Source organism: Synechocystis sp. PCC 6803 substr. PCC-P, from assembly GCF_000284455.1.
In the GTDB taxonomy this organism is placed as follows: domain Bacteria; phylum Cyanobacteriota; class Cyanobacteriia; order Cyanobacteriales; family Microcystaceae; genus Synechocystis.
The window spans coordinates 2,952,172-2,964,468 of the sequence record NC_017039.1 but is presented as its reverse complement, the minus strand read 5'-3'; the positions used below and the strand labels follow the sequence as shown (position 1 = coordinate 2,964,468).

The following is a 12,297-nucleotide window of genomic DNA, read 5'->3' as shown; positions in this document are numbered from 1 at the left end:
GGCTAGGGCTAAACGGGGAACTTTTGCCCCCGTAACTAGACCGATTAAATTAAATTCAACTCACAAAGACTAAACTTACTAGCAATTAACGAGGAGGTTGAGGGTGGTGGACTGGAAAGTTCGGGCAATTCGGGGTGCAACGACGGTTTCGGAAAATAGCTCTGAGGCAATCCGAGATGCGGTCTGTGAGCTACTGGATGTCATTGAAGCGAATAATGCCTGTCCCCCTGAAGACATTGTCAGCGTAACCTTCTCCGTTACCCCCGATCTCGATGCCATTTTTCCGGCGGCGATCGCCAGGCAGAGGCCCCGTTGGGAAAATGTACCCCTGCTAGATGTCCAACAAATGTGTGTAAAAGGTAGTTTGGAACGGTGTATCCGGGTGTTGATCCATGTCAACAGCCAAAGTCCCCAGTCTGAGATGTACCACGCTTATTTACGGCAAGCTCGCAGTTTACGCCCCGACTGGCATCTAGCCAGATTTTAAAGATTGACCAAGGCTTGACCAAGACGTTACAAGATCTTAATTTTTAACGCTGCTAAATACTGCAATTTTTCGTACATAGAACAGACCTAATTGCAGTTTATTATTCCCTGAATATCAATATCAAGTAATTGGGTTGGGAGAATTCGCTTCGGCGATCATTTCTCGTTTAATCACCTTGTAGTTCCAGAAACCAAAGATTAACCAAAAAGCTAATAGCCCAGAGGTGGAAATTAGCATGGGAACTAGGCCAAATTGTCGGATCAAAGTAGGGGCCGCTGCTGTAAATAATCCCCCGCCAACAATGGGTTCAAAAAATAATTGTTTATAGGCAAAACTCTCAAATGCACCCGTGCGGTTATGGGGGTCCACCATTTTAATTAAGAGAATTCCCGTGGCAGTAACTCCCATGGATTGGCCCATATCACCAATGCCCCGTTCAAACCAGTAGCTCGGTAAAATTTTTGGTGCTAGGTAGACAAAAGCGACAATATTCCAAACAATTCCCACCAAAGACAAACTAAGAAAAACGGGCAAGTTAGCCCCCAACACTTGCAGTTTAATGGAAGCCAAAGCAGTCACCACCACTAAATCCAGTGCAACCCCAGCAATTCTTTCCTGTAAATTGCGAATAATTAAGGTATCTAAATCCAACTTTTTCATGATTAGTTGGACAATAATTCCCCCGATCAAAGCCATGGGGAATAGGGGAATGGCTCCAGCTAACTCAAAACCCGTTTTTCCCCAGGTGAAAAATTCTAATAACCTAAGTAATTCTAAAATTATCCAGCCAATCAACACTGCTAGGGCCGTAAAACCAAAGTTTAAAGACAGGGGATCAACTAAAAGATTCTGCATTAACCGGGCCCTTCTGGTTAAAACCCGATCGCTCTCTAGATGGGCCGTAGGTTGAAATTGGGCGTCTCCTGATGGTACTTCCGTTGGTATTTCTTGAATGTAATTATTTTTTCTGCCCCAGTCGGCCAAAATCGTTCCGGCAATTACCCCTGTAACAATGCCCACCGTGGCTAATCCCAGGGCTAAATCTCCCCCATCGGGAAAGTTTAACCTGTTAAAAGTTTCTGCCATCCCCGCGGCTGTTCCGTGGCCTCCTTCAAAACTAATTTCCACTAAAGTTGCAATGATGGGATCGACATCAAATAGGGGAATTAAAATCAATAAAGTTACCAGTATGGGCAGAACATATTGGCCCCAAGCCAACGTCTGGCCAAAGGCTACCTGGGGAGCAGTTTTTCGCCAAATTTCCTTTGGTTTGGGAATGGTTTCCCCTAGGAAGAGAGCGGCAAAAACTATATTTATAAATACTCCGGGGGATTGGGCCCAGACCGCACGGGTGGTTTCTGAAAATACGCCCCCCGCTAAATAGCCGTCGGCAGGCACCCCCAAAGCCACGGCAATAGCACCGAAAACTCCAGGCCCCAACAACAGGGCGATCGCCCCGGCGATAATCGATTCTGGTAAATATAGTTTTTGAAATAGTTTAATTTTTTGCTTAAGAAACCTACCCGCTAGGATTAAAATCGCTATGGTTATAAAGGCAAATAAAACATTAATTAAACTGAGCATTATGTGGTTTTACTAAAAATTTTGACTAACAAATTCAAGACAATGGTGGCACCAGCTTTAATGCTGGAAATAGTTACGGACAATTTCGATAATTTTTTGGCTAGCGGTACCATCCCCAAAAGGATTGATGGCGTTGGCCATTTGCTCATAAGCCTGAGGTTGACTTAGTAATTCCCCGGCAGCCTTCGTAACCGCAGCTGGATCCGTTCCCACTAATTTGGCAGTTCCAGCGGCGATCGCCTCTGGGCGTTCCGTTGTTTCCCGCAACACTAACACAGGTTTTCCCAAACTAGGAGCTTCTTCCTGCAGACCCCCGGAATCCGTCAACAGTAAATAACAATGCTGAATTGCCCCCACCAATTGGGCGTAATCCAAGGGTTCTGTCAGAAAAACCCGGGGATGATTACCCAACGCCTTTTGAATCGGTTCCCGCACAGTGGGATTACGGTGCATGGGCAGCAATAGGGCCGTGTCGGGAAACTGCTCTAGAATTTGGCTAAAACTGGTCAAAATATCCTGCAAGGGCTCCCCCCAATTTTCCCGGCGATGCACTGTAGCCAGTAAAACTCGATGCTTCTGCCAGTCCAAACCTGGAATGGGACAGGCTGGTTTTTGTTCCGCCACCGTTAACAGGGCATCAATGACCGTATTGCCCGTTAAATGGATTTCCCCGGTGACATCGGACCGCCGTAAATTCTCCACCGCCAAGGTAGTGGGGGCAAAGTGCAACTGGGCTATTTGGGAAATTAGACGGCGATTGGCTTCCTCTGGATAGGGGTTAAACAAATTATCGGTGCGTAAACCTGCTTCCACATGGCCAATGGGGATTTGTTGGTAAAAAGCTGCCAGGGCCGCAGCAAATGCAGTGGTGGTGTCCCCCTGGACAATGACCAATTGGGGCGGTTTTTCTTGCCATAGTTGTCCTAGTCCTTCTAAACAGCCCTGGGTAATGTCCGTGAGGGTTTGCCCCGGTTGCATAATTTCCAGATCTGCGTCCGCCGACAATGCAAATAAATCCATCACCTGTTGCACCATTTCCCGATGCTGTCCCGTTAACAACACTTGGGTGTGCATATCAGGCTGGGCCAGGAAAGCACGGATCACTGGGGCTAATTTAATCGCCTCGGGGCGGGTGCCCAGGGTAATACAAACCGATAGGGGAGATACAGGCATAGGTCACCAACACAGATAATCCCAGGTTAGCGGAGAGGGGCCCCAGGAAAATCTGCTTTAGGCAAAATTAAGCAAATTTCCTAGCTCACCATAACTTGGTGCTCACCGAAATTCTGGGTCAAAATGGGAAGGAATTACACTAAATCCTCTAGCCCATCTTCCCAAACCCATGAAGCCGATGCGGGAATCTTCCCCCCAAATCTGTCCTGTGCCTATCGACCAACAGCCGGTCAACGAATATGAAGCGCTCAAATCCGCTTGGCTCTATTCCTGGGGTCAAGTAGATCTGCTTAGCTACGGCAAAAACCTCACCCGTCTGGCCCTGCTGATCAGTTTTATTGTCAGTCCGATCGCCTCTGCCAGTTTTTCGGTGGAAAAGCAACCGGTTCAATGCGGTTTTCTGATTGTGCTGGGTATTTGCCTTTTATTGTCTCTGTTTGTGTTGCGCTTGATGTTGGGCTGGCGTTACGTTGGCGATCGCCTAGGGGCGGAAACCGTCACCTACGAAGAATCCGGTTGGTACGATGGCCAGGTGTGGCGCAAACCATTGGAAGTGCAAACCAGGGACCAACTTATTTTGCGCTATCAAGTTAACCCCGTACTACAACGTTGGCAAAATACTCTGAAACTCCTGGGGGCCACCATGGCGATCGACATTCTTATTTGGACCATTTTTCGATTTCTCCATTGAGCAAAATTGCACAGATTAAACAGATCAAATGGGCTCTGATCCGTGCAAAGTGCCCTAAATGCCTAGAATTGAGGATAGGTTAATCAATAGAACCCCGCGAAACTTTACCATCATCGGAAATTCCCCCAACAGCATGAGCAGAGGAAAACGTCCCCACACTACCCCCATCGAAGTGCATTTGCTGAGGGAAGGCATCATCGAATCCCAGCACTGGGCTGAAGCCACAGTCTACGACGACAGGGGAAGGGTTTTAATGCTGGCCGGCGATAGCACCAGCAATGCCTTTATTCGCTCTTCCCTCAAACCGTTTCAAGCCCTAGCCGTCACCAGCACCGGTACCATGGAACGCTATGGTCTTACCGACAAAGACCTGGCCATTATGTGTGGTTCCCACCAAGGCACCATTGAACAAGCTCGGCAGGTATTCAACATTCTTTGGCGGGCCGACATTGAGCCTCAAGCTCTGCAATGTCCCATACCAGCGGGACAGGAAAGCCCTCTATACCATGGTTGCTCCGGTAAACATGCGGGGATGCTGGCCGTTTGCCAACAACAGGACTGGCCGCTCCACAGTTATTTGCAACAAAATAGTCCCATCCAAAAACTAATTCTGTCCAAAGTAGCGGATCTGTTGGGCATGCCCGGAGCCGAATTGATCGCTGCCCATGACGACTGCGGTGCCCCCACCTACACCATGGAGTTGGGACAAATAGCTCATTTGTATGCGCTGCTGGCTTCGGGGCAACAGTTGGGTCTGGAACGAGTGGCTCGGGCCATGACTTACTACCCCTATTTTGTCGCTGGGGAAGGCTGTTTTGATACGGAACTTATGCAACAGATGGAAGGAGAGCTGGTGAGTAAATCCGGCGCTGAAGGGGTGCAATGTGTGGGGCGAGTGGGAGAAGGCTTAGGCTTAGCCATCAAAGTAAAAGACGGTTCCAAACGGGCTAAGTATGCTGTAGCCATTCACCTGCTGCAACAAATGGGCTGGATTCCTCCCCAGGTGGCGGAAACTCTGTCGGAAAAATTCGTCCGGCTGGGTAAATATAAACGCCTGGAAGTGATTGGCGAATTAGCCATGCTGTGAACTCTAAAAGTTGGGGGTGGATCAGCCCATTAGAACGAAAAAACGAAACTCCGATATTTAGCCCAAAATAATTTGGGGCATAGCCAACAGGGGGATAAAAAGGCAAAAAAAAGACCGTGTCCTAGGAAGGGTCACGATCCGGAGGGAAACCGTCACAAAGCAGGGAAGCCAGCGCTTAAAGATATTTTTCTAGGGTGCTGGCCAGGGTGGTTTTGGGCACGGCTCCCACCACCATATCCACTCTCTGGCCCCCCTTGAAAATCATTAGGGTGGGAATACTGCGGATGCCATACTGACTAGCGGTATTGGGGTTCTCGTCGGTGTTTAACTTAACGACTTTGACCTTACCTTCGTACTGTTGTGAGATTTCATCAACGACGGGGGCTACCATGCGACAAGGGCCACACCAGGGAGCCCAAAAGTCTACGAGCACGGGTAACTCGCTGTCTAATACATCCTCTTTAAAACTTGCGTCGGAAACTTGAGGGGTAGCACTCATACTGGAAATCCTTCTAAACCTCGTGATGGGCTGATTAGAATACTACCATAACCAATTGTTGACCCCTGTATGGAAAAATATCGTGAAACTTAGAATTTATTCATCTTTTGTCACAGTTGGCGTCACACTTTTCCCCCTGGGGAGCAGATAAGAAGAAACCGCCCGAACATCATCCAGGCGGAGTGTGGTGTGAGGAGTGAACGGAAACTTACGTCTCCGCCCTCTTCATTGTACAGGTTGGGACGGGGGGCATAGGGTTTTTGCCGGTGGGGAGTTCCGTATTTGTTAAGTTTTTTAAAGGGATTTTTGGGGTGATTAGATCCATTTTCCAGTGAAATCCAGAGATAAAGGTTGGTCAAAACTATGACAAGAACTGTGATTGTGGTCGGGGGAGGAGCAGCTGGCTTTTTTGGGGCGATTAACTGTGCCAGAAATCTGCCGGAGGGTAGAGTAATTTTGTTGGAGGCGGGGTCGAAATTCCTGGCTAAAGTCCGCATTTCTGGGGGGGGACGTTGTAATGTGACCCACCATTGCTTTGACCCGACCCAGTTAGTGCAAAACTATCCCCGGGGGGGTAAGGCGTTGCGGGGAGCGTTCAGTCGTTTTCAACCCCAGCAAACGATCGCCTGGTTTGGGGCGGAGGGGGTGCAACTCAAAACGGAAGCAGATGGGCGGATGTTTCCCGTTACCGATGACTCAGGCACCATTGTGGATTGTTTGCTGTCGGCGGCCCGGCGATCAGGAGTGGAGTTAAGAAATCGATCGCCAGTGCAAGGGCTGGAAAAACTGGGGGAGCAATTCCAAGTAACGCTTAAATCGGGGGAAATCATTAATGGCGATCGCCTGTTATTGGCCACGGGCAGTAATCCCTTGGGCTATCGCTGGGCAGCACAATTGGGTCATACCATCCAAGCTCCGGTGCCTTCCCTGTTTACCTTTAACATTCCAAACGCCCAGTTGACCGATCTGGCCGGGGTGAGTGTGGAAAACGCCCTAGTGAGTTTAGACCCAAAATTTAAAGGAATCTATTGTCACCAGGGCCCGGTGTTGATTACCCATTGGGGGCTGAGCGGCCCAGCGGTGTTAAAGCTATCTGCCTGGGGAGCAAGACAATTACAGGCATCGGGTTATGACCATTCCCTCTGGATCAACTGGCTGCCTAAAGTGACTCCCCTGGAATCCATGGCCCAATGGCGAGCAACAAAGCAAAGCCATCCCCGCAAACAAATCGCTAACTTTACCGCCACTGCTTTACCTAAACGACTTTGGCAGAGGTTGACGACCCAGGCTGGTATTAAACCGGGGCAATGTTGGGCCGATTTTTCCAAGGTTCAGGAGCGACAACTAACAGAGAATATCCACCGCTACCACTGTCAGATCAAAGGTAAAGGGGTGTTCAAAGAAGAATTTGTCACCTGTGGGGGCATTACCCTCAAGGAAGTGGATTTTAAGACCATGGCTAGCCGTTGTTGCCCTGGATTATATTTTGCCGGGGAAATCCTCGACGTAGATGGTATTACCGGCGGTTTTAATTTTCAAAATGCCTGGACTACGGCTTGGTTGGCGGCCCAGGGGATGGCGGCTCCATAACATTCCCTTAATTCCTCCTCAGTAAGTTGGACTAAAATTCCAGTGCCAGCCCTGATTAACCCGGTGAAGTTTATGAGACCCCTAAGTCATCGCACCAAAATTGTGGCCACCATTGGCCCCGCCAGTAGTTCGGTAGAGGTGATACGTCAGATGGTGGATGCGGGCATGAATGTGGCCCGGCTGAATTTTTCCCACGGTAGTTATGAGGACCATGCCACCATGGTTCGCCTACTACGGTCAGTGGAGCAGGAAATGGACACCCCCATTACCCTTTTGCAAGATTTACAGGGGCCCAAAATTCGGATTGGTCAGTTGCCGGGGGGAGAAAAGCAACTGCGGGAAGGGGAAAAAGTTTCTTTGGTGCCGGTGGAAATTGGCGATCGCCATCCTGGAGCGGTGGGCATTGACTATCCCCATTTGGCGACGGAGGCAAAAGTAGGGGAAAGAATTTTATTGGACGATGGTTTACTGGAAATGAAAGTTGTGTCCATTCAAGATCCAGAGGTAATTTGTGAAGTGGTGACCGGGGGCATCCTCAAAAGTCGCAAAGGGGTCAATCTACCGGGTTTAGTCCTAACCCTACCTTCCATGACGACCAAAGACAAGCAAGACTTAGAATTTGGTTTGAGCCAAGGCATTGACTGGGTTTCCCTTAGTTTTGTCCGCAAAGGGGAAGATATCCACACCCTTAAACAATTTCTCGCTGAACGGGGCCATCCTGATCTGCCGGTCATTGCCAAAATTGAAAAACCCCAGGCGATCGATAATCTAGAAGAAATCGTGGCAGTTTCCAACGGCATTATGGTGGCCAGGGGGGATCTGGGGGTGGAAGTAAACCCAGAAAAGGTTCCCCGTTTGCAAAAGGAAATTATTCGGCGCTGTAACGTGCGGGCCATTCCGGTCATCACCGCTACCCAAATGCTAGATAGCATGATTCAAAATTCCCGACCCACCAGGGCGGAAGCCAGTGACGTGGCCAACGCTATTTTGGACGGCACCGATGCGGTGATGTTATCGGGGGAATCGGCAGTGGGACAATATCCCGTTAAATCAGTGCAAATGTTGCGAAAAATTGCCGAAGAGACGGAAGTGGGTCTACATCTTGTTAATAATCCCCCAATAGAAAATACGGAAACCCATGCCCTAAGTGAAGCGTTAGTGGTAATTGACGGAATTCTAGATTTAAAATACATTGTCACGTTCACCACCTCAGGTTTTACTTCTCTCCTCGCTTCCAACCAAAGACCGTCGGTGCCGGTGATTGCTTTCACTCCCTCAGAAAAGGTTTACCATAGCCTCAACTTAGTTTGGGGTATTATTCCCTTTTTAATTAACGAAGAATTTGACACCTTTGAGGATTTAATCCAACAGGCGGAGGTACTACTGCGGGATAGAAAAATGGTGGAAAAGGGCGATCAGTTGCTAATCATGGCGGGAATTCCCACTAAAATACCCAGGGGCACTAATTTCCTCAAGATTCACCGTATTTCTTAAAACCTATGCCTCAAATCCATAGTTGCTGGACAAGGATTCTACACTACTGTTTTCAGGAAGTATACTTGGAATAATTTCTAGAAAATAGCAAAATTATGTCATTATTCCCTCTTTTAACCGCTTTGTTAGGGATTATGCCCGCAAACACCATTGAACAAGTTCCTGCTGTTGTTGAAGCTGAAGCTCGTCCTTTTCTGGTTAGCCAAGCTAACAGCGCAGATATTTTGGTGAAACTCCCCCGACCCCAGGGTAGTCCCAAGAATGTAGGTAGCATGTTCATGGCCAATGCCTATGGACAACAGGGCCTAAATTTTCAAGCCCAGGGTAAACCAGCCCCCACGGTGAAGTTTTACCAAGACGCTCTGACCAAAATGGGCTACGCAGAAAGAACCATCAACACAACTCAGGGAGATTGGGGCTTCAGCATTGTCTTTGATACTCCGGCAACGTTAACTTTAACTCCCAAAGATTCAAGCAAAGCAGTGGTGTTGGTTATTCAGGGAACCATGCTTGGCCCTGACACCATTAACCTTAATCTCCGATTTGAAGAGATTTAATCTGCTAAAAAAGCAATAGTCTCACCTGCTTAACCTAGCAAGCCAAATTTTGTGGGTGGGGCTAATATTTACTGCGATTCAATATGCGGAAATCAGTTTCAAAACAGTAAAAGACTACCAGGTGAGATCATCATAAAGATTAATTTCTAATTCCTGTACCCCTACTGGCACCGCACTAATACAAGCGCAAATGGGAGTGCCATCCCCTAGTTCCACTTCGCAAGCATGGCAGGAACCCATTAAACAGCCCGTGGGAATAAATACGCCAGCCCTCTCTGCCACATCTAAGATTGGTTCCCCTACCCGGGCCGCTACCGTCACATCGTCAGGCAAAAAGTGTATCGTTACTGCCATTAGTGCTTCCTAATCTAAATAATTTTTCGGCATTTGTTTGGTAGATTTTGCGTCTTTCCTGATCGGAAATTGGTGCATTATCCAAGAAAGAAACAGCCTCTTCAACTGACTCATACGGATAATCCGCAGCAAAGAGTACGGCGTCGGAACCAAGCACTTCTAACACATGGCGCAGAGCGGGTGGGGAACAAACCCCACTGGTGGTGATGAGAAAGTGATCTTTGAAATATTCGCTGGGTAGACGAGGCATTTTAGGCACTGCGCCAATTTCTACCTGGAGCGAATAACGGTTATCTAACCTTTGTAACCAGTATGGTAATCCTTCCCCCATATGGCCCAAAACAATTGTTAATTTGGGAAAATGATCGAATACGCCGCCCATAATGAGACGTAAACCGTGGGTTGCAGTTTCGACAGTAAATCCCCAGCCTGCAAAATAGAGTCCATAGTCTAGAAAGGGAGAAATCATCTCTGGGGAAGGGGTTCGAGGGTGAAGATAAATGGGGGCACTGTTGGCCTCGGCGGCGGCGAAAATTTCCCAATATTTCTGGTCATCGAGGTATTCTCCACCGGTGTGGGAATTGATCAATACACCACACAGCCCAAGTTTCTGTATGGCTCGCTCAATTTCTAGGGCAGCGGTTTGGGGAGATTGAGGGGCCACCGCCGCCAGTCCCGCAAAACGATCAGGATGATTTTTGATGGCCTCACTTAATTGATCATTGGCCTGTCGGGCAAGGGTTGTGGCCAACTCAGGCTCAAATACCTGTACGCCTGGAGAGGTAATAGAAATAACTTGTATATCAATGCCAGTCGCATCCATGTGAGCAATACGTCCAGCACCGAGGTCTATTAGTCGTTCGTGGATAATTCTTGTGCCGGGACTATCCGCCAGAATCGTTTCGCCCATTTTACGAAAACCTGGTTCGTTTTTTGCCCCCGTTGCAATGACATTTGCCCACTCATCAGCAATCTCCTGGGTAACAAAAGCTTCTTCTACAGCAATTCGTTTCATCATGTTAAAAAACTGTTGATTTAAGGTGTCTCATTTTCCTCTGGGAGAGATTGTAAAATCGGCTCAAGGTTGACATGGGTTTCAACAAAATCCGCTAATGAATCTAACATACCTTCCCGTTGTTCTTGATAATTACCAATGGAGGTTGGTAATGGGTCCAAGCCCCGTCGTTGACGTAAATTATTTAACCAGCACCGTCGCCAAGCACCGTTATCGAATAGGCCGTGGAGGTAGCAGCCCCAAAGGTTTTGTTGGGCATTGACCATGCCCAGCTCTTCTTGGTCAAACATGGGCAGAAAGTCTTGGCTATGCTCCGATCGCCGACTTAGTCCCTGGTGGATTTCATAGCCAGTGACAGTTAAACCTGATGGGGGAGCGTGGGTGATGGTCTGACATTGGCGGGTAATTTTTTCTTGGTTAATAACCGTGGTTAGGGGTAAAAGCCCCAACCCTTGGCAATTACTGACATTGCCTTCTATGTTTTCCGGATCGGCAATGGTTTGCCCCAGCATTTGATAGCCGCCACAAATGCCCATCACAGTCCCTCCAGCTTGGGCATAATCCATAATTTGCTGCGCCATGCCACTATTTTGTAGCGCTTGCAGATCGGCGATCGTGGTTTTACTGCCGGGAATAATTACGGCGTCGGGGTTGCCTAGTTGCTTTTCTAAGGGAAGATAATCCACGTAAACACCGGATTCCGCCTCCAAGGGCTCGAAGTCAGTAAAGTTGGCAATGCGGGGCAAGCGCAGTACTACTATGCGAATATCTTCTTTGCTGGGGCGGCCACTTCTTTCTAGTATATCGAGGGAATCTTCGGCGGAGAAAAGATTTTGCCCGTAGGGAATGACACCCAAAACAGGAATGCCGGTATATTCTTCCAACCAAGTAATCCCGCTGTCCAGCAGGGAACGTTGGCCGCGAAATTTGTTGATAACAATACCCTTAATTAATTTTCTTTCCTCCGGCTCTAACAGTTGCAATGTACCGACCACATGGGCAAAGACCCCACCCCGGTCAATATCTGCAATGAGAATGGTGGCGGCCTGGAGATGGGTGGCCACACGCATATTGGTCAAGTCTCGATGTTTGAGGTTAATTTCTGCTGGACTGCCTGCCCCTTCGCATACCACTACGTCAAAATCCTGGGCTAGGGTCTCTAAAGAGTTGGCGATCGCCTGCCAGCCTCGGTCAAAGTAATTCTGGTAATATTCCTGGGCCCTGGTTGTACCTACGGCCTGGCCCAACATAATCACCTGGGAAGTCATATCCCCCTGGGGTTTGAGCAAAATTGGATTCATCGCTACCCTGGGAACAGTCCCCGCTGCCCAGGCCTGCACTGCTTGGGCATGGCCCATTTCCCCTCCATCAATGGTGACAAAGGCATTCAGGGCCATGTTTTGTCCCTTAAAGGGGGTGACCCGATCGCCCCGACGACGGAGCAGACGACATAGCCCTGTGGTCAAAAAGGACTTGCCTGCATGGGATGTGGTACCCACCACCATAATTGCTTTCATGGTCAAATTTTGCTTGGACTGAATGGAAGAATCAGCTAGGAAAACAAAGCTCCTGGGGCACTCCATTCTATGACTGTATGGCTCCATCCCCTATGAACCCGCCAAGTCAGTGGCCCCAGGCGATCGCCGTTTAAGGCAAGGATAACTTTTTGAGCATAATGTAATGGTTAATGACCAAGTAGATTGATAATATAAATAATCAATGTTTAACAGGGATGAAACGTCAATTAATCTTGCAGGATTAGCCAT

At 48.4% G+C, this 12,297-nt stretch carries 12 protein-coding genes; 6 read left to right on the top strand and 6 right to left on the bottom strand.

Features of this window, described 5'->3' with window-relative positions:
• The first annotated feature begins 103 nt into the window (after nt 1-103).
• Nucleotides 104-487: a chorismate mutase gene (gene aroH, locus SYNPCCP_RS13850; RefSeq protein ID WP_010873856.1), complete on the top strand. Its 384-nt coding sequence runs from the start codon at nt 104-106 to the stop codon at nt 485-487.
• Nucleotides 488-607: 120 nt separating this feature from the next.
• Here aroH and SYNPCCP_RS13845 read toward each other — a convergent pair whose 3' ends face one another.
• Both SYNPCCP_RS13845 and wecB read right to left on the bottom strand, forming a co-directional pair.
• Entirely contained in the window at nt 608-2,071 is a 1,464-nt protein-coding gene (locus tag SYNPCCP_RS13845; protein WP_010873855.1) for a sodium/glutamate symporter, read from the bottom strand.
• 57 nt (nt 2,072-2,128) lie between these two features.
• A complete protein-coding gene (gene wecB / locus SYNPCCP_RS13840) occupies nt 2,129-3,244 on the bottom strand; it encodes a non-hydrolyzing UDP-N-acetylglucosamine 2-epimerase (RefSeq protein WP_010873854.1) in 1,116 nt (371 codons plus the stop codon).
• Between the two features lie 169 nt (nt 3,245-3,413).
• Between wecB and SYNPCCP_RS13835 the strand changes: the two genes are divergently transcribed.
• Together SYNPCCP_RS13835 and SYNPCCP_RS13830 are read left to right on the top strand one after the other, a co-directional pair.
• Nucleotides 3,414-3,935, top strand: coding sequence for a CGLD27 family protein (locus tag SYNPCCP_RS13835; RefSeq protein WP_010873853.1), 522 nt, complete (start codon nt 3,414-3,416; stop codon nt 3,933-3,935).
• Nucleotides 3,936-3,993: 58 nt separating this feature from the next.
• A complete protein-coding gene (locus SYNPCCP_RS13830) occupies nt 3,994-5,022 on the top strand; it encodes an asparaginase (protein WP_010873852.1) in 1,029 nt (342 codons plus the stop codon).
• A gap of 175 nt (nt 5,023-5,197) precedes the next feature.
• On the opposite strand, the gene trxA is transcribed toward SYNPCCP_RS13830, so the two are convergent.
• Nucleotides 5,198-5,521 (bottom strand): thioredoxin, encoded by a 324-nt coding sequence (trxA, locus tag SYNPCCP_RS13825; protein WP_010873851.1) that lies wholly within the window; start codon nt 5,519-5,521, stop codon nt 5,198-5,200.
• A 363-nt stretch (nt 5,522-5,884) separates the two neighbouring features.
• Between trxA and SYNPCCP_RS13820 the strand changes: the two genes are divergently transcribed.
• The 3 genes from SYNPCCP_RS13820 to SYNPCCP_RS13810 all read left to right on the top strand — a co-directional run bounded on the left by SYNPCCP_RS13820 (nt 5,885) and on the right by SYNPCCP_RS13810 (nt 9,162).
• Nucleotides 5,885-7,111: an NAD(P)/FAD-dependent oxidoreductase gene (locus SYNPCCP_RS13820; RefSeq protein ID WP_010873850.1), complete on the top strand. Its 1,227-nt coding sequence runs from the start codon at nt 5,885-5,887 to the stop codon at nt 7,109-7,111.
• A gap of 42 nt (nt 7,112-7,153) precedes the next feature.
• Nucleotides 7,154-8,605, top strand: a complete 1,452-nt coding sequence (gene pyk, locus SYNPCCP_RS13815) for a pyruvate kinase (RefSeq protein WP_010873849.1) — start codon at nt 7,154-7,156, stop codon at nt 8,603-8,605.
• A gap of 134 nt (nt 8,606-8,739) precedes the next feature.
• Entirely contained in the window at nt 8,740-9,162 is a 423-nt protein-coding gene (locus SYNPCCP_RS13810) for a hypothetical protein (protein ID WP_223211297.1), read from the top strand.
• A gap of 114 nt (nt 9,163-9,276) precedes the next feature.
• Here the strand turns inward: SYNPCCP_RS13810 and SYNPCCP_RS13805 are convergent, their stop codons facing one another.
• The 3 genes from SYNPCCP_RS13805 to cobQ are packed head-to-tail and all read right to left on the bottom strand — an operon-like array spanning nt 9,277 to nt 12,048.
• On the bottom strand, nt 9,277-9,516 hold the full coding sequence (locus SYNPCCP_RS13805; RefSeq protein WP_010873847.1) for a 2Fe-2S iron-sulfur cluster-binding protein: 240 nt from the start codon (nt 9,514-9,516) through the stop codon (nt 9,277-9,279).
• Complete coding sequence (locus SYNPCCP_RS13800) at nt 9,488-10,534, bottom strand: amidohydrolase family protein (RefSeq protein ID WP_010873846.1); 1,047 nt, start codon at nt 10,532-10,534, stop codon at nt 9,488-9,490. The genes SYNPCCP_RS13805 and SYNPCCP_RS13800 overlap by 29 nt, the downstream gene beginning before the upstream one ends.
• Before the next feature lie 17 nt (nt 10,535-10,551).
• Nucleotides 10,552-12,048, bottom strand: coding sequence for a cobyric acid synthase CobQ (gene cobQ / locus SYNPCCP_RS13795; RefSeq protein ID WP_014407147.1), 1,497 nt, complete (start codon nt 12,046-12,048; stop codon nt 10,552-10,554).
• Nucleotides 12,049-12,297 lie beyond the last annotated feature (249 nt).

Bases quoted from the DNA above. Each gene is read 5' to 3' on its own strand.
- SYNPCCP_RS13845 (WP_010873855.1), bottom strand. From the start codon at position 2,071: ATGCTCAGTTTAATTAATGTTTTATTTGCCTTTATAACCATAGCGATT.
- wecB (WP_010873854.1), bottom strand. From the start codon at position 3,244: ATGCCTGTATCTCCCCTATCGGTTTGTATTACCCTGGGCACCCGCCCC.
- SYNPCCP_RS13835 (WP_010873853.1), top strand. From the start codon at position 3,414: ATGAAGCCGATGCGGGAATCTTCCCCCCAAATCTGTCCTGTGCCTATC.
- SYNPCCP_RS13830 (WP_010873852.1), top strand. From the start codon at position 3,994: ATGCCTAGAATTGAGGATAGGTTAATCAATAGAACCCCGCGAAACTTT.
- trxA (WP_010873851.1), bottom strand. From the start codon at position 5,521: ATGAGTGCTACCCCTCAAGTTTCCGACGCAAGTTTTAAAGAGGATGTA.
- SYNPCCP_RS13820 (WP_010873850.1), top strand. From the start codon at position 5,885: ATGACAAGAACTGTGATTGTGGTCGGGGGAGGAGCAGCTGGCTTTTTT.
- SYNPCCP_RS13810 (WP_223211297.1), top strand. From the start codon at position 8,740: ATGCCCGCAAACACCATTGAACAAGTTCCTGCTGTTGTTGAAGCTGAA.
- SYNPCCP_RS13805 (WP_010873847.1), bottom strand. From the start codon at position 9,516: ATGGCAGTAACGATACACTTTTTGCCTGACGATGTGACGGTAGCGGCC.
- SYNPCCP_RS13800 (WP_010873846.1), bottom strand. From the start codon at position 10,534: ATGATGAAACGAATTGCTGTAGAAGAAGCTTTTGTTACCCAGGAGATT.
- cobQ (WP_014407147.1), bottom strand. From the start codon at position 12,048: ATGAAAGCAATTATGGTGGTGGGTACCACATCCCATGCAGGCAAGTCC.